Annotated in this window: 13 protein-coding genes and 1 tRNA gene; 13 read left to right on the forward strand and 1 reads right to left on the reverse strand. The window is 66.3% G+C overall.

Features of this window, described 5'->3' with window-relative positions:
* Nucleotides 1-54: 54 nt before the first annotated feature.
* The 12 genes from GBB76_RS12220 (at nt 55) to GBB76_RS12275 (ending at nt 14,873) form a co-directional block, all read left to right on the forward strand.
* On the forward strand, nt 55-1,116 hold the full coding sequence (locus GBB76_RS12220) for a Nit6803 family nitrilase (RefSeq protein ID WP_152303554.1): 1,062 nt from the start codon (nt 55-57) through the stop codon (nt 1,114-1,116).
* Entirely contained in the window at nt 1,034-2,176 is a 1,143-nt protein-coding gene (locus GBB76_RS12225) for an MSMEG_0568 family radical SAM protein (protein ID WP_152304862.1), read from the forward strand. The genes GBB76_RS12220 and GBB76_RS12225 overlap by 83 nt, the downstream gene beginning before the upstream one ends.
* On the forward strand, nt 2,173-2,718 hold the full coding sequence (locus tag GBB76_RS12230; RefSeq protein ID WP_202911094.1) for an MSMEG_0567/Sll0786 family nitrogen starvation N-acetyltransferase: 546 nt from the start codon (nt 2,173-2,175) through the stop codon (nt 2,716-2,718). Before GBB76_RS12225 ends, GBB76_RS12230 begins: the two co-directional genes overlap by 4 nt.
* Nucleotide 2,719: 1 nt before the next feature.
* Nucleotides 2,720-3,745 carry a sll0787 family AIR synthase-like protein gene (locus GBB76_RS12235; RefSeq protein WP_152303555.1) on the forward strand — a complete coding sequence of 342 codons (1,026 nt, stop codon included), beginning with the start codon at nt 2,720-2,722 and terminating at the stop codon, nt 3,743-3,745.
* A complete protein-coding gene (locus GBB76_RS12240; RefSeq protein ID WP_152303556.1) occupies nt 3,742-4,911 on the forward strand; it encodes an MSMEG_0565 family glycosyltransferase in 1,170 nt (389 codons plus the stop codon). The genes GBB76_RS12235 and GBB76_RS12240 overlap by 4 nt, the downstream gene beginning before the upstream one ends.
* On the forward strand, nt 4,904-5,191 hold the full coding sequence (locus GBB76_RS12245; RefSeq protein ID WP_152303557.1) for an MSMEG_0570 family nitrogen starvation response protein: 288 nt from the start codon (nt 4,904-4,906) through the stop codon (nt 5,189-5,191). Before GBB76_RS12240 ends, GBB76_RS12245 begins: the two co-directional genes overlap by 8 nt.
* A gap of 16 nt (nt 5,192-5,207) precedes the next feature.
* Complete coding sequence (locus GBB76_RS12250; RefSeq protein ID WP_152303558.1) at nt 5,208-6,473, forward strand: MSMEG_0569 family flavin-dependent oxidoreductase; 1,266 nt, start codon at nt 5,208-5,210, stop codon at nt 6,471-6,473.
* Nucleotides 6,470-7,363, forward strand: a complete 894-nt coding sequence (locus tag GBB76_RS12255) for a Pnap_2097 family protein (protein ID WP_246668907.1) — start codon at nt 6,470-6,472, stop codon at nt 7,361-7,363. Before GBB76_RS12250 ends, GBB76_RS12255 begins: the two co-directional genes overlap by 4 nt.
* 179 nt (nt 7,364-7,542) lie before the next feature.
* Nucleotides 7,543-7,617: transfer RNA gene (locus tag GBB76_RS12260), tRNA-Gly, on the forward strand.
* Between the two features lie 551 nt (nt 7,618-8,168).
* A complete protein-coding gene (locus GBB76_RS18850; protein ID WP_152303559.1) occupies nt 8,169-10,535 on the forward strand; it encodes a class I SAM-dependent DNA methyltransferase in 2,367 nt (788 codons plus the stop codon).
* The gene (locus tag GBB76_RS12270; protein ID WP_152303560.1) at nt 10,532-11,890 is read left to right on the forward strand and encodes a restriction endonuclease subunit S; all 1,359 of its coding nucleotides are present in this window, start codon (nt 10,532-10,534) and stop codon (nt 11,888-11,890) included. The genes GBB76_RS18850 and GBB76_RS12270 overlap by 4 nt, the downstream gene beginning before the upstream one ends.
* Nucleotides 11,877-14,873, forward strand: a complete 2,997-nt coding sequence (locus GBB76_RS12275; RefSeq protein ID WP_152303561.1) for a type I restriction endonuclease subunit R — start codon at nt 11,877-11,879, stop codon at nt 14,871-14,873. Before GBB76_RS12270 ends, GBB76_RS12275 begins: the two co-directional genes overlap by 14 nt.
* Nucleotides 14,874-15,083: 210 nt before the next feature.
* On the opposite strand, the gene GBB76_RS12280 is transcribed toward GBB76_RS12275, so the two are convergent.
* Complete coding sequence (locus tag GBB76_RS12280; RefSeq protein ID WP_152303562.1) at nt 15,084-15,308, reverse strand: helix-turn-helix domain-containing protein; 225 nt, start codon at nt 15,306-15,308, stop codon at nt 15,084-15,086.
* 109 nt (nt 15,309-15,417) lie between these two features.
* Here GBB76_RS12280 and GBB76_RS12285 point away from each other — a divergent pair, with 109 nt between their 5' ends.
* Nucleotides 15,418-16,194: a hypothetical protein gene (locus GBB76_RS12285; protein WP_152303563.1), complete on the forward strand. Its 777-nt coding sequence runs from the start codon at nt 15,418-15,420 to the stop codon at nt 16,192-16,194.
* The last annotated feature ends 20 nt before the right edge of the window (nt 16,195-16,214 follow it).

A 16,214-nucleotide genomic window follows, 5' to 3' on the forward strand; every position in this document is an offset into this window, starting at 1 on the left:
CCCGGATCGGCGGCAGCGCCACCGTCCGGGATGACAACTAACCGGGAGGCCGCAATGACCGAAAAACGCATCGTCCGCGTCGGCGCGGTGCAGATCGCCCCGTCCCTCGACAGCCTGGAGGGCACGCTCACCCGCGTGCTCGCCGCGCTGGAGGAGGCGGCGGGCAAGGGCGCGAGCCTCGTGGCGTTCCCCGAGACCTTCCTGCCCTGGTACCCCTATTTCTCCTTCATCCTGCCCCCCGTTCTCACCGGGGCCGAGCATATGCGGCTCTATGAGAACGCCGTCGCCGTGCCCGGCCCGGTGACGCAGGCGATCTCCGCCGCCGCCCGAAGGCTCGGCGTGGTCGTGGTGCTGGGGGTCAACGAGCGCGACCACGGCTCGCTCTACAACGCCCAGCTGATCTTCGACGCCGACGGCACGCTGCTTCTCAAGCGCCGCAAGATCACCCCGACCTTCCATGAGCGGATGATCTGGGGCCAGGGCGACGGCGCCGGCATCCGCGCCGTCGACACCGCCGTCGGCAAGGTCGGCGCGCTCGCCTGCTGGGAGCACTACAACCCGCTCGCCCGCTACGCGCTGATGGCCCAGCACGAGGAAATCCACGTCGCCCAGTTCCCCGGCGCGCTGGTGGGGCCGATCTTCGCCGAGCAGATCGAGGTGACGATCCGCCACCACGCGCTGGAATCGGGCTGCTTCGTCGTCAACTCGACCGGCTGGCTCACCGAGGAACAGGTCGCGCGCATCTGCCCCGACGAGAAGCTGCGCCGCGCGCTCACCGGCGGCTGCATGACGGCGATCGTCTCGCCGGAAGGCAGCCATGTCGTGCCCCCGCTCACCTCGGGCGAGGGCATCCTGATCGCCGATCTCGACATGGCGCTCATCACCAAGCGCAAGCGGATGATGGATTCGGTCGGCCATTACGCCCGCCCGGAACTGCTCAGCCTCAACCACGACACCCGCCCGGCCGTGCCCGTCCACACCCACGCCGGGGTCCCCTTCCCCGTCCAGACAGGGAGCGTTTCCGATGAAGCCGATGGATCTCGCGAGCGAATTGCGGCCGCTGCCGACGGAACATCTGATCAACGAGTTGCAGTCCTACGGGGTGCGGCTGGTTGACCCGAAGGCCGGCGCGGATTCGCGCCGGGGCGGCGCCGGTCCCTCCGACCACAAGGCGATGACCATTGACGGCATGACGGTGATGGTGCCGGTGCACACCGCGCCGGCCTTCGAGAGCCCGTATCTGGTCGAGAAGCCCGACGCCTATGGCCGGAGCCGCATCAGCCGCGACGGGCTGGTGCTGGGGGAGGTGTCGTTTCCGCTCCAGCCGAAATTCTACGGGCTCTCGACGGCGGACGGCATTCCCTATTCCAAGATCGCCGTGCTGCACGGGCGCGACGTGCTGGCGACCACCGTTCTCCAGACCTGCATCCGCTACCAGAGCCGCACCAAGACCTGCCAGTTCTGCGCCATCGGCCAGTCGCTCGCCGCCGGCCGCACCATCGAGCGCAAGACCCCGGCCCAGCTCGCCGAAGTGGCGAAGGCCGCCGTCGAGCTGGATGGCGTCAAGCACATGGTGATGACCACCGGCACCCCGCCCGGCAAGGACCGCGGCGCGGCGCTGCTCACGGAGAGCGCGGCGGCGGTGAAGGCGGCGGTGAACCTGCCGATCCAGGTGCAGTGCGAGCCGCCCGATGACGACGCGTGGTTTTCCCGCATGTTCGCGGCCGGCGCCGACGCGCTCGGCATGCATCTGGAAGCCTGCACCGAAGAGGTGCGTCAACGCATCATGCCCGGCAAGGCGCAGGTCTCGGTGGAGCGCTATTTCGAGGCGTTTGCCGCCGCCGTGCCGGTGTTCGGGCGCGGGCAGGTCTCGACCTATATTCTCGCCGGGCTCGGCGACACGCGCGACGACATCCTCGCCGTCTGCGACCGGCTGACGAAGATGGGCGTCTATCCCTTCGTGGTGCCCTTCGTGCCGATCTCCGGCACGCCGCTGGAAAGCCACCCGACCCCCTCGCCCACCTTCATGAATTCCATCCTCGGCCCGCTGTCGGGGATGCTGCTCGCCACCGGGCTGAAATCCATCGACGTGAAGGCCGGCTGCGCCAAATGCGGGGCCTGCTCGGCGCTGTCCACCTATGAGCGCGGCAGGACCGGACCGGGGGGCTGCGCATGATGTACGGCACCTTCCGCCCCTTCCTCGCCGCCGATTTCCAGGTGAAGTTCGCGACCCAGACCTGGGAGAAGCGCGGCGCCGCGCGGCTGCGCCATGAGGTGTTCTGCGACGAGCAGGGCCTGTTCGACGGCGACGACCGCGACGGCATCGACGATACGGCGATCCCCATCGTCGCCGTCTCCATGCTCGGCCTGCTGGCCGACGACGTGGTCGGCACGGTGCGCATCCACGAGGCCGAGCCGGGCCTTTGGTGGGGCTCGCGCCTCGCCGTGGCGCCGGACTACCGCAAGGTCGGGGCGCTCGGCGCGGCGCTGATCCGGCTCGCCGTCTCCTCCGCCCATGCGCGCGGCTGCACCCGGTTCCTCGCCCATGTGCAGGCGCAGAACGGGCTGCTGTTCCGCCGCCTGCACTGGAACGTGGTGGAGGAGAAGGAACTGCACGGGCGCCCACATCTGCTGATGCAGGCCGACCTCGCCTTCTACCCTCCGATCCTCGATGCCGAGACCGGCTTCCGCACGCCCTCCCTGCGCAGGGCGGCGTGACATGGGCGGGCTCGCTTTCTCCGCCTCCACCTTCGAGAACGTCGCGGCAAGGCTGCGCGCTTCCACCGGCATGGCCGCCAAGGCCGATATCGGCGTGGCCGCCGCGCGGCTCGGCCTGAGCGGGGCCGACGCGGTGCCCGTCGGCGACGACTGCGCCGCGATCCCGGATGGCGACGGCTTCCTGCTGCTCGCCATCGAGGGCTTCATGAACGAGTTCGTCGCCGGCGACCCGTGGTTCGCCGGCTGGTGCGGCGTGATGGTCAACCTCTCCGACATCGCCGCCATGGGCGGGCGCCCGACCGCCGTGGTCGACGCGCTCTGGGCGCAGGGCGAGGCCGGCGCCGCGCCGGTGCTGGAGGGACTGCGCGCCGCCTCGGCCCGCTACGGCGTGCCCATTGTCGGCGGCCACACCAACCTCAAGACCGACCGCGGCCAGTTGTCCGTCGCCGTGCTCGGGCGGGCGAAGCGCCTGCTCACCTCTTTCGACGCCCGCCCCGGCGAGACGCTGGTCGCCGCCATTGACCTGCGCGGGCGCTACCGCGAACCCTTCGCCAATTGGGAAGCGGCGGTGGAAGCCCCGGCGGCACGGCTGCGCGGCGACCTCGACCTGCTGCCCTTCATCGCCGAAGCCGGGCTGGCCCGCGCCGCCAAGGACATCAGCCAGGGCGGGCTGGTCGGCACCGGCGCCATGCTGGCGGAATGCTCCGGCGTCGGGCTGGCGATCGACCTCGATCGGGTGCCCGCGCCGCAAGGCGTCGACCCGGCGCGCTGGCTGATGAGCTTCCCGAGCTATGGCTACCTGCTCGCCGCCAGCGGCGATAATGTGCCGGCTATTCTTTCTACCTTCCAGGCGCGCGGTATCGCGGCGGCCGCCATCGGCACGGTCACGGCCGGTGGCCGCATCGAGGTGGTGAGCGGTCGGGCGCGCGAGACGATCTGGGACTTTGCCCGCGCGCCGCTGCTCGGCTGCGGCCCGGCGCGGCCCCTCGCGGGAGCCCCGGCGTCGGCGGCGGAGGATGCGGCATGAAGAGCCCCCCGCATCGCGCCCTGCGCATCGCCATTCTCGCCCATTCCACCAATCCGCGCGGCGGGGTCGTCCACGCGCTGGAGTTGGGCGACGCGCTCACCCGCCTCGGCCATCAGGCCGTGGTGCACGCGCCCGATCCTCGCGGCGCCGGCTTCTTCCGCCCGAGCCTGTGCGAAACGGTGAGCGTGCCCGCCTCGCCCATCGGCACGGACGTGACCGGGATGGTGCGCATCCGCGCCGCCGACTATGTCCGCCATTTCGAGAACCCGGCGCAGCGCCGCTTCGACGTCTTCCACGCGCAGGACGGCATTTCCGGCAACGCGCTGGCCACGCTGCGCGAACGCGGCCTGATCGCCGGCTTCGCCCGCACCGTGCACCATGTCGACACCTTCGCCGACCCGGCGCTGGAGGCGCTCCAGCGCCGGGCGATTGTCAGCGCCGACCGGCATTTCGTGGTCAGCCATCTCTGGCAGCGCCTGCTCGGCGAGATGTTCGGGCGCGAGGCCACCATCGTCGGCAACGGCGTCGACCTCGCCCGCTTCTCGCCGGCCCCGGACGGGCGCGAGGCCGCGCTGGCGCGCCGGCTCGGCCTTGGGCCCGGTCCGGTGGTGCTCAGCGTCGGCGGGGTGGAGGCGCGCAAGAACACGCGGCGCATACTGGAAGCCTTCACGCAGCTCCGCGCCATGCACCCGCACGCACAGCTGGTCATCGCCGGCGGCGCCTCGGTGCTCGACCATCATGTCTACCAGGCCGACTTCGACGCCGCGCTCGCCGCCTCCGGTCTGCCCTCCGAGGCGGTGATCCGCACCGGCCCGCTGGCGCAGGACGACATGCCGGCGCTCTACCGCCTCGCCGACGTGCTCGCCTTCGCCTCGGTGACGGAGGGCTTCGGGCTGGTGGCGCTGGAGGCGATGGCGTCCGGCGTGCCCACCGTCGTCTCGGCCATCGCGCCCTTCACCGAGCATATCGGCGCCCGCGAGACGGTCTGGTGCGACCCGCTCCACGCCGCCTCCATCGCCGACGCGCTGATGCTGGCGCTCAAGCCCGAGAACGCCACCCGCCTTGCCGCGCTCGGCCCCGGGGTCGCCGCCCGCCACGACTGGGCGACCACCGCCCGGGCGCATCTGCCGATCTACCAATCCCTCGCGGAGGCCGTTCATGCCTGAGATGCGCTTCACCGTCCGCTGGCCCGACGGCACGGTTGAGGGCTGCTATTCGCCCTCGCTGGTCATCAAGGACTATTTCACGCCGGGCGAGAGCTACCCGCTCGCCGACTTCCTCGGCAAAAGCCGCGAGGCGCTCACCATCGCCAGCCAGCGCGTCGAGGCGCGCTACGGCTTCCCCTGCTCGCGCGCCATGGGCCAGCTCGCCCGCATCGAGGCGGCGGCTCGCAATTTCTCAAGCCTTTCCAATGCCCGCGTCGCCGTCGAAGCCTTCGACGAGTGAGCCCCGGAGACACGACATGAACGAGAACCGCATCCAGCACTACCCGGTGGTCATCGTCGGCGGCGGACAGGCCGGCCTGTCGACCAGCTACCATCTCGCCCGGCAGGGCATCGACCATCTGGTAATCGAGAAGAACAAGGCGATGCACGCCTGGGCGACGCAGCGCTGGGACAATTTCTGCCTCGTCACCCCCAACTGGCAGTGCGACCTGCCCGGCCATCCCTATGACGGGCCGGACCCGCACGGCTTCATGGTGAAAGAGGAGATCCTCGCCTATCTCGACGCCTTCCGCGCCAAGGTCGATCCGCCGATCCGCGAGGGCGTGAGTGTGCGCCGCGTCACGCCGCGCGCGGAGGGCGGCTTCCATGTCTCCACCACCTCGGGCGATGTCAGCGCCGACCATGTGGTGGTCGCCTCTGGCGGCTATCACGAGCCGATCGTGCCGCGCATGGCCGAGCGGCTGCCGGCCTCCATCGCGCAGATCCATTCGGCGCAGTACCGCAATGCCGGCCAGCTTCCCGACGGGCCGGTGCTGGTGGTCGGCTCCGGCCAGTCCGGCGCCCAGATCGCCGAGGACCTGCACCTCGCCGGCCGCAAGGTGTTCCTCGCCGTCGGAAACGCCCCGCGCTGCGCCCGCTTCTATCGCGGCCGCGACGTCGTCACCTGGCTCGCCGACATGGGCTATTACGACATGCCGGTGGACGAGCACCCGCTGCGCGAGGGCGTGCGCGACAACACCAATCACTACGTCACCGGCCGGGACGGCGGGCGCGACATCGACCTGCGCCGCTTCGCGCGGGAGGGCATGGAGCTTTACGGCGTGCTGCGCGACTATGACGGCGCCAGCCTCGTCTTCGACACCAACCTGACCGCCGCGCTCGACGAGGCCGACCGGACCTATAACGGCATCAACGCCGCCATCGACAAATTCATCGCCGAGAAAGGCATCGAGGCGCCGCCGCCCTCCGTCTACGAGCCGGTCTGGCAGCCGGCGGGCGAGCGCCCTTCGCTCGACCTCGCCGCCTCCGGCATCGCCGCCATCGTCTGGTGCATCGGCTTCCGGCCGGATTTCCGCTGGCTCGACGCGCCGGTCTTCAACGGCGCCGGCCACCCTCAGCACCGGCGCGGCGTCACCGGCAGCGCGGGCGTCTATTTCGTCGGCCTGCCCTGGCTGCACACCTGGGGCTCCGGGCGCTTCGGCAGCGTGGGGCGCGACGCCGCGCACATCGTCGACCACATCGCCGCGCGGATGCGGCAGTCCCAGCGGGGAAGCGCGGCATGAACATGGCGCTGCCCAACACCGCCTTCGCGCCCGAGAAGCTACTGCGGGACGCGGCGGCGCCCGCCCCGGTCATGGAGGAGACGGTGCGCCTCGGCATGCCGCAGCTCGCGCTCGGTGGCCTGTCGGAAAGCTGGCTGCTGAAGGACCTCGGCGACCGCCACTGGATGCTGCTGGCGCGCATGGCGGGGCGCGACGTGCCCGATTTCCGCGATGCCGACGGCGCCCCGGTCTACGCCGCCTTCTCCGCCCTCTCCATCCGCGACGCCGAATTCGGCGGCCTCGGCGAGAATGACCGCCTCACCATCCGCTCGAGCATCGCCCGCGTCTCCCGCACCCAATGCGCCAGTCATCACGCGCTCAGCCTCGCCGGCCGGCCGGTGGGCAGCGTCGAGCTGGTCTCCGCCTTCGTGCGGCGGGCGCCGGGCGGGGGCAACCACACGGTGGCGCGCGTGGCGCTGGAGGGCTTCCCGCCGCCGGACGCGCCGGCGCAGGACGGGCTGGCGGGGCTCGCCGCGGCGCTACGGGCCGGCCGGCGGACCGATCATCTCGGCTTCGATCTGCGGCCGGGCGGGAGCGCGGGAGGGCCGGCCGCCATCGAGATCGACCTCTGCCCGGTGCAGGACTTCAACGGCGCCGGCTTCCTCTACTTCGCCAGCTTCGTCGCCTTCGTCGACCGCGCCGAATGGCATTTCGACGGGCGTCGGGCCGCGCGTCCGGCGACGCGGCGCCGCGACGTGTTCTTCTCCGGCAATATCGACCCCGGCGAGCGGCTGATCGTGCGCTGGCTGGCGGCGCGGCGCGAAGACGGGACGCTCGCCCACCATTGCCGGCTGGAGCGCGCCGGCGACGGCGCCCGGCTGGCCGAGGCCTTCACCCTGCGCGCGGTCTAGATCCAAGCCGCCGCACCGCAGGCCGTCGACCGGCGCGGCCCGTCGCGAAGCCGGTGCGGGAAGCGACCGTCATCGGCCTGTGAGAAAAGCTGCGAAAGCCCGTTGCATTCCCGGCGAGGCTGGGGCATAGAGACGGCCCGTTCGGGATCGGCGCGAGACGCCCCCCGGACACGGAGCGAGCGGGTGTAGCTCAGGGGTAGAGCACAACCTTGCCAAGGTTGGGGTCGTGGGTTCGAATCCCATCGCCCGCTCCAATTTTCCGAACAGACACAAAGCCTCGCGCCAGCGGGGCTTTTGTCGTTTTGGGCCTTGGCGATTCCACGCGTGATGCAGCGACCGGCGAGGCGCGCGGTTACACGCCGGTTACATGGTCAGCGCGCACAGGTGATTTGAAGTCGTGGTGTCGCGGGAGCGCGCTGGCGCCTTCTGGACGTGACCAACTGACAACAGGCCTTGGGGTTGGCATGGCCGATCGTCCCATCAGCTTCCGAGGCCAGATCGCTGCTGACCGTTGGCAAGGTCTGCGTGTGGATGGTGGCGCCGTCGCAAGCCAGATCTGCCTCGCGATAGAGCCTGCATATGTACATTATCGGGGAATCCCTGCGGTGGGTTCGCTACATCGTCATGTCCCCAGAATGTCGCGAGCTTCTGAGCGTTATCGTGCGAGCCGGAGCATTTAGTGGTGGTCGCTTTCGCCTGAGGAACACGCTCTAATGCACCCGGCGCACGAGCTGCGCGCAAACGCAACACGTCAAGAATGGATGAAAATGAGTAGCCTAACGCTTGCCGCGCAACTGGCATTCCAATGAACATCGGTAGCTTCATCTGGAACATTGCCGACGATGTGCTTCGCGGTGTCTATACGCGGGGCAAGTATCGCGACATCATTCTGCCGATGACCGTCATCCGGCGGCTTGATGCCGTGCTGGAGCCTACCAAGGCGGCGGTGCTGGCCCGCAAGGCCGAGCTTGACGCGCTCGACCTGCCGCCCGCCGCGCAGGAGCCCGCGTTGAACAAGGCGGCGACACAGGCTTTCCACAATGGATCGCCCTTCACGCTGAAACAACTATTGTCAAGGCCGAATCCGGCGACGCAGCGGGCCGACTTCGAGAGCTATCTCGATGGCTTTTCGGCCAATGTCCGCGAAATCGTCGAACAGTTCGGTTTTCGGAAGCAGATCGACAAGCTGGAACAAGCAGGCATTCTCCACGCCCTGCTCGAGAAGTTCTGCGACGATCGGGTGAACCTGTCGCCACTGGCGGTCCGCGATGATGATGGCCGAATCCGCCTGCCCGCGATGGACAACCATGCGATGGGCACGCTGTTCGAGGAGCTGCTGCGCAAGTTCAACGAAGAGAACAATGAGGAAGCGGGCGAGCATTTCACGCCGCGCGACATCATCGAGCTGATGGCCGAACTGGTGTTCCGTCCCGTCGCCGACCGGATCGGCGACAGCACCTATCTGCTCTACGACGACGCCTGCGGCACCGGTGGGATGCTGACGGTTGGCGAGGACAAGCTGGCGCGCCTTGCTGCCAGCGCGGGCAAGGCGGCGCAAATTCATCTCTACGGCCAGGAGAGCAATCCCGAGACCTACGCCATCTGCAAGGCCGACTTGCTGATCAAGGGCGAGGGTGCGGAGGCGCGCAACATCGCGCCCGGTTCCACCCTCTCCGCCGACGCGCATGGCCGCCAAGGACTGCGCTTCGACTTCATGATGGCCAACCCGCCATTTGGAAAGACGTGGAAGGTCGATCTCGCGGCGATGGGTGGCAAGGCCGGGGCGCTCGATCCGCGGTTCGTCGTCGAGCATCCCGGCCTGGATGGCGAGGACAAGCGCCTGCGCCTGTTTCCGCGCGTGTCGGACGGGCAGTTGCTGTTCCTCGTCAACAAGCTTAGCAAGATGAAGGATACGCCGCTCGGCAGCCGCATTGCCGACATCCACAACGGGTCCGCCTTGTTTACCGGCGAGGCGGGATCGGGCGAAAGCAACGTCCGCCGCTGGATTATCGAGAATGACTGGCTGGAGGCGATCGTCGCCCTGCCGCTCAACATTTTCTACAACACCGGCATCGCCACCTATGTCTGGGTGCTCAGCAACCGCAAGGCCGAGCATCGCAAGGGCAAGGTGCAGTTGATCGACGCGACCGGCCTGTTCCGGCCGCTCCGCCGCAACCTCGGCAAGCGCAATTGCGAGATGACGCCGGAGCATATCCAGGCGGTGCTTGACGCTTATGGGGCGATGGCGCCGAGCGACACGTCGATCGTACTGTCCAACAGCGCGTTCGGTTACTGGAAGATCGTCGTCGAGCGACCGCTGCGGCTGCGTTCACGCTTCACTCGCGAGGCGGTCGATGCGCTGCGTTTCCAGAGCGGGCACCGTGCCTTGCGCGAGGCGCTGCACTCCGAGTTCGGCGATACACTGTTCGACGATTTCTCCAGTGTCGCGGAACGGCTAAAGGCGCATCTCGATCCCCCTGAGGCGGAGGTGGAAGACGCCGCCGAGGGTGAGGACGAGGCGGGCGCGGAGGGCGAGGACGCCGCCGTTGAATCCGAGGAAACCACGCCGAAGCTGCCGCGCAAGACGGTGAAGAAGCTGCTCGATCCCGCCACCTGGGCACGCGACCGCCGCCTGCACCGCGCCGCCGAGCGATTGATGGCGGTGATCGGCGATGCTGAGCATGACGATTACGCGGTGTTCGAGGCGAAGGTGACGGCCGCGATCAAGTCAGAGAAGCTGGCGCTGAAACCCGCCGAGGTGCGGATGATCGCGCGGGCGATGAGCTGGCGCGCGGCCGATGCCAAACCGATCGTGAAATCGGTGTCGAAGAAGGCCGCCGATCCGCGCGGCGGGCTGTTTGCGGCAACCGTGAAAGGCAAGGCGGCGGTCGTTGCCTATGAGCCTGACAAGGCGCTGTCGGACACCGAGATCGTCGCGTTCGACGAGCCGGGCGGGATCGAGGCGTTCTTCGCGCGCGAGGTGCTGCCGCACGCGGACGACGCCTGGATCGATCGCGACAAGACCAAGATCGGCTATGAAATCTCGTTTGCGCGGCATTTCTACAAGCCCAAGCCGCCGCGCCCGCTGGCCGAGATTAAGGCCGAAATCGACGCGCTGGAACGCCAGACCCAGGCGCTGCTCGACGCCGTGCTGGTTGAGGCGGACGCATGAACGCGGCGCTGAAACCCTATCCCCAGTATCGCGACAGCGGCGTTGATTGGTTGCCAACCGTACCAGCCCATTGGGATTTCGTCCGCAATGGACGGCTCTTTGCGGAGCGCAACGAAACGGGGTTTCCGGATTTGCCGATCCTAGAGGTGTCGCTGCGAACCGGTGTCCGCGTCCGAGACATGGAGGGCGGGCGCAAGCAACAGATGGCCGACCGTGCCAAATACAAGCGGGCCGCTAAGGGCGATATCGCCTACAACATCATGCGGATGTGGCAGGGCTCGGTTGGCATTGCCCCTTGCGATGGGCTAATCAGCCCCGCCTATGTCGTCGCCCAACCGCTCGATGATATCGAGCCTCGCTTCTATACCTACCTATTCCGAATAACCGCCTATATGCGCGAGGTCGATTTTGCCTCTCGCGGGATCGTGCCCGATCGGAACCGTCTCTATTGGCAGTATTTCAAGCCGTTGCTGTCGCCCGCCCCCCCGTCCGAGGAGCAGCGGCGGATCGCCGATTTCCTCGACGCCTACACCGCCCAGGTCCACCGCCTCATCGCCGCCAAGCGCCGCACCATCGCCGCGCTGATCGAGCGAAAGCAAGCGATCCTAACGGGTTTGCTTCGCAGCGGGCTGGATGGAGCAACTATCATAACGGGCGACCTACCATGGATCGACCAACGACCCGGCGACTGGCGCGTAAACCGTCTCAAGCCGTTCGTCAGGAACATCACCGCATTGGGTACGGTTTCCGAACCGTCGGAATCGATCATCACGCTTGATCGTGTGGAGAGTTGGTCCGGGCGAGTGCTGGATGGCTCGCCAGTGACTAGTGATACTTTCACAGGAAAATTGTTCGAGAAGGACGATGTATTATTCGGCAAACTTCGTCCCTATTTGGCCAAAGTGATGCGGACGAATGAAGTAGGCCTCGCTGGAACCGAGTTCCTTGTTCTCCGCTCCAAGCCCGATATTTTTCGGCCAATTTTTCTTGAGCTGTTACTTCGATCAAAGCCCTTCATCGACTACGTGGCTAGTCACAGTGTCGGAGCTAAGATGCCCAGAACGGAATGGGAAGCTATTGCCGCGATACCGGTCGCAATTCCATCGCTGATGCAGCAGGATCGGTTGTGCGAGCATTTCGCCGCGGCGTCCGGTGATCTCGACGAAGCCATCGCAAAGGAGCGTAGCCAGATCGACCTTATCCTCGAATACCGCGACAGCCTGATCGCTGCCGTCGTCACCGGACGGCTCGACGTGCGCGACGCCGTGATCCCGGTTGTCGAAAGCGACGGCCTCGCCGACGACACCGCGACCGACGGCGAAGATATGGAGGATGCGCTCGATGCGGTCGACTGATGTGAGCGAGGGCGGGCTGGAGGCACTGATCGTCGCCGCACTGACCGGCGCGCCGGTCGCTACCGGCGTCGCGGAGGAGCCCGCGCCCTTCGCCGGTCCCGACGACTATATCGAGGGGCACCGCGACGATTTCGACCGCGTCCATGCGCTCGACCTCATCCAGCTCATCGCCTTCATACGTGCCACCCAGCCGGAGCTGATCGGGCCGCTTTCGCTCGATGCAGACACACCGCCGCGCCGCGCTTTCCTCGCCCGCGTCCGCGACGAAATCACCAATCGCGGGATCATCGACGTGCTGCGCTCGGGCGTCCGCCACGGGCCGCACGCGGTGACGCTGTATTTCCCGCTGCCTTCACCCGGTAATCCGCAGGCTTCCGTCCGCTTCGCACAGAACCGCTTTTCGGTCACGCGCCAGCTAGGCTATTCGCTCGATACCGCGCGCCGCGCGCTCGATCTTGCGATGTTCGTCAACGGGCTGCCGCTCGCCACCTTTGAGCTGAAGAACACGTTGACCGGCCAGACCGCCGCTCATGCCGAGGCGCAATACAAGACCGACCGTGACCCCAAGGAGCTGATCTTCCGCCCGACCCGCTGCGCGGTCCACTTCGCGATGGATGACCGCGAGGTGCGGATGTGCACCGCGCTCGCCGGGCAGAAGAGTTGGTTCCTGCCCTTCAACAAGGGGCACAACGACGGCGCGGGCAACCCGCCCAACCCATACGGCATCCGCACCGACTATCTGTGGCGCGAAGTGCTCGCCAAGCGCAGCCTGGCGGACATCATCGAAAACTTCGCCGGCATCGTCGAGGAGCGCGACGCGCGCGGTCGTATCGTTGCACGCAAGCCGATCTTTCCGCGCTATCACCAGCTCGACGTGGTGCGCGCGCTCTGCGCTGACGCGACCGCGAATGGCGCGGGGCGGCGCTACCTGATCCAGCACTCGGCAGGCTCCGGCAAGTCGAACTCGATCGCCTGGACGGTGCACAAGCTGGTCGGGCTGGAAGTTGGCGGCGTGCCCGTGTTCGACACGGTGATTGTCGTCACTGACCGCCAGGTGCTCGACAAGAATCTGAAGGACACGATCGGTGGTTTTGCCCAGACGGCACGGCTGATGGGCCATGCCGAGCGATCGGGCGACCTGCGCGGCTTCATCGAGAGCGGCAAGAAGATCGTCGTCACCACCGTCCAGAAGTTTCCCTTCATCCTCGACGATATCGGGTCGGTCCCTCGAGGCCGCCGCTTCGCTATCGTCATCGACGAGGCGCATTCGAGCCAGGGCGGCCGCGCGGCAGGCGCGCTCAACACCGCGCTCGGCGGCGCGGAAATCGACGACGAAGCGACGACCGAGGATCGGATCCTGGCGGTGATCGAAGGTCGCCGGATGCTCGACAACGCGAGCTATCTCGCCTTCACGGCGACGCCCAAGAACAAGACGCTGGAGCTGTTTGGCGGGCGCTATGAGCACGACGGCGAGGTCAAGCACCGTCCTTTCCACTTGTATTCGATGAAACAGGCCGTCGACGAGGGGTTCATTCTCGACGTGCTGGCGCATTACACGCCGGTGTCGAGCTGGTATCGCCTCGCCAAAACGGCGGAGGACGACCCCGACGTCGACGTGTCGCGCACGCTGAAAACGTTGCGCCGCTACGTCGAAGGTCATGACCATGCCGTCGCGACCAAGGCCGGAATCATCGTCGATCATTTCCTCGACCATGTGGTTGCCCGCAAGAAGGTCAGCGGGGAGGCGCGCGCCATGGTGGCCACCGATGGCATCGAACGCGCTATCGATTACTGGCGTGCGATCAACGCCGCACTCGCCAAACGCGGGTCGCCCTACAAAGCTATCATCGCGTTTTCGGGCGCGGTCGACGATGCCGGCGAGCAGCGGACCGAGGCTTCGTTCAACGGTTTTCCTAGCAGCGATCTTGAGGACAAGTTCGATGCCGATCCGTATCGCTTCCTCGTCGTCGCGGACAAGTATCTGACCGGTTTCGATCAGCCCAAGCTTTTCGCGATGTATGTCGACAAGACGCTGGCGGGCGTCAAAGCTGTGCAGGCCCTGTCACGGTTGAACCGCGCCCGGCCGGGAAAAAGCGAGCCGATCGTGCTCGACTTCCGCAACGATCCGGCAGTGATCGAGGCAGCATTTTCCGATTTCTATCGCGCCACGATCCTGTCAGGCGAAACCGATCCGAACAAACTTCACGACCTGAAACGGACGCTCGACGATGCCCGAGTTTATGCTGCCGAAGACATGGAAACGGTCGTTTCGCTGTTCCTTGCCGCAGCGCCACGCGACCGACTTGACCCCATTTTGGACGCTTGTTCGGCGCACTATGAGGCGCTGACCGAGGATGAACAGATCGCGTTCAAGGGTGCCGCCAAGGCGTTCGTTCGAACCTACGCTTTCCTCGGCGCGATCCTGCCTTACGCAGTGCCGGAATGGGAAAAGCTGTCGACTTTCCTGTCGCTGCTTATCCCGAAATTGCCCAGCCCGAACGGCGACGACGGGCCGCTCGACGTGTTGGAGACGATCGACATGGACAGCTACCGAGTCGAGATCGAAGCGGCGATGGAAATTGCCCTCAACGACGTCGACGCAGAGATCGAACCCGTCCCGACCGGAGCGGCCGGGGGGCGCCTCGAACCCGAAATGGATCAGCTGAGTTCCGTCGTTCGTGAATTCAACGAGCGTTTCGGGGCAACGGATTTCCGCGACCAAGATCGTGTAACTCGCTTCTTGTTTGAGGAACTCCCGGCGAAAATTGGCGCTAATGAACGCGTGCGGAATGCACTACAAAATAGCGACAGTCAGAATGCAAAGATTGAACATGATCGGGCAGTTGATGACGAACTTCTTGGAAGCCTAGCCGATCACACAGAATTATATGCCCTTTACAATACCGATCGAGCTTTTAAGGCTTGGCTCCAAGAGCGGCTGTTTGCGGCCGCGCGCGCCCCATCGGCAGCAAGTTCGCGTTAGCTCAAGGCATCCGCTTCAAGCACTTGAACGGGCGCCTTCTCTGCAATGTGACAGACGAGGCCACACTCATGGAAGGCCCTGATGCGCGGCGCCACCCCCTCGATCTGGCTGTCCGGTAGGCCGTTGGCACCCAACTTCGATTTGACAGGGCGACGTCCGCAAGGTCGGGTTTCTGGAGCGCTACGAATGTCTATTCTGTGGCGCAGGTGATCAATAGCTAGTCAGCAGTCGCGTTGGCTCCGTACCAATCGCCCGGCAAATCTCAATGAACTCTGCGACGTCGAGCCGGCGCTCGCCCAGTTCGTACTTTGAGACGAACGTCTGCCGCTGGCCGAGACGCTCAGCCAGCTCAACCTGTGTGAGGCCGGCATCTTTCCGGGCCTGAACCAGCCGCGCAACGATCGCCTGATACTGTTCGAGATATATCGAAGCCACGGGTCGCCAGCGTGTGAGCCAGCACGCCAAAGAAACCCGAAATTCGGATACCCCAAATTGGGGTATTTCGATATGCCTATCGCTCGGTCAGATTCCGGAGCGGCGGGGCATGAAAGAGCAGTACGTCGGTGACATCAGCGACTACCGGAAGTATGCCCTATTGCGCGCCTTAGCGGCGGGCGGAGCGAACAGGATCGGCGTGTGCTGGATGCTGACGGCACCCGACGGACGCACCGACGGCGGCAAGCTTGCCTACCTGCAGCAACCCGAGCGTCACCGGGCTTTCGACCCGAATCTATTCGACATACTGGCCCACGTGGCCGCCGAGCCGGACCGGCGCCGGCTGGAATCTATTGAGGCAAGTGGGGCCGTACCCGGCGCGACCTATTTCAATACGGTGCTGAGCGACAACGTGCGCGACCGCGCGACCTATATGGTCGCCTGCAAGGCGGCGCTTGCTACCGCCGAGTTGATCTTCTTCGACCCGGACAACGGCCTTGAAGTGGCTTTGCGTAAGGGTCGCAAGGGCTCGTCCAAGTTCCTTTATCTCGACGAGGTCGCCGCCTTCTATGCCGCCGGAAAGTCGCTCCTTATCTACCAACACTTCCCACGTATCGAGCGCGAAGCCTTCATCGCAGAATGCGCCGCGCGGCTCCGCGCTGTCGTACCCGATGCCGACCTATGGGCGTTCAGAACCGCTCACGTCGTGTTTCTCCTGCTGTTTCACCCGTCGAGCCCGACATCACTCGTGAAGGCGGGCCGCGCAACATGTAACCGTTGGCCCAGCGACTTCGTACGCGGCTACCCCGTCAGTTCCCCATCACCTGACACGCTGGTGCAACTGCTTTTCGAGCTGGAAGGCGATGCCGCGAGTGTACGCGGATAATTGTCGGTGCCGATATCGGC

Origin of the sequence: Ancylobacter sp. TS-1 (assembly GCF_009223885.1) — a bacterium.
GTDB lineage: Bacteria > Pseudomonadota > Alphaproteobacteria > Rhizobiales > Xanthobacteraceae > Ancylobacter.

Excerpts from the sequence above, each read along its gene's own strand:
- GBB76_RS12220 (WP_152303554.1), top strand. The coding sequence starts at position 55 with ATGACCGAAAAACGCATCGTCCGCGTCGGCGCGGTGCAGATCGCCCCG.
- GBB76_RS12225 (WP_152304862.1), top strand. The coding sequence starts at position 1,034 with ATGGATCTCGCGAGCGAATTGCGGCCGCTGCCGACGGAACATCTGATC.
- GBB76_RS12230 (WP_202911094.1), top strand. The coding sequence starts at position 2,173 with ATGATGTACGGCACCTTCCGCCCCTTCCTCGCCGCCGATTTCCAGGTG.
- GBB76_RS12235 (WP_152303555.1), top strand. The coding sequence starts at position 2,720 with ATGGGCGGGCTCGCTTTCTCCGCCTCCACCTTCGAGAACGTCGCGGCA.
- GBB76_RS12240 (WP_152303556.1), top strand. The coding sequence starts at position 3,742 with ATGAAGAGCCCCCCGCATCGCGCCCTGCGCATCGCCATTCTCGCCCAT.
- GBB76_RS12245 (WP_152303557.1), top strand. The coding sequence starts at position 4,904 with ATGCCTGAGATGCGCTTCACCGTCCGCTGGCCCGACGGCACGGTTGAG.
- GBB76_RS12250 (WP_152303558.1), top strand. The coding sequence starts at position 5,208 with ATGAACGAGAACCGCATCCAGCACTACCCGGTGGTCATCGTCGGCGGC.
- GBB76_RS12255 (WP_246668907.1), top strand. The coding sequence starts at position 6,470 with ATGAACATGGCGCTGCCCAACACCGCCTTCGCGCCCGAGAAGCTACTG.
- GBB76_RS18850 (WP_152303559.1), top strand. The coding sequence starts at position 8,169 with ATGAACATCGGTAGCTTCATCTGGAACATTGCCGACGATGTGCTTCGC.
- GBB76_RS12270 (WP_152303560.1), top strand. The coding sequence starts at position 10,532 with ATGAACGCGGCGCTGAAACCCTATCCCCAGTATCGCGACAGCGGCGTT.
- GBB76_RS12275 (WP_152303561.1), top strand. The coding sequence starts at position 11,877 with ATGCGGTCGACTGATGTGAGCGAGGGCGGGCTGGAGGCACTGATCGTC.
- GBB76_RS12285 (WP_152303563.1), top strand. The coding sequence starts at position 15,418 with ATGAAAGAGCAGTACGTCGGTGACATCAGCGACTACCGGAAGTATGCC.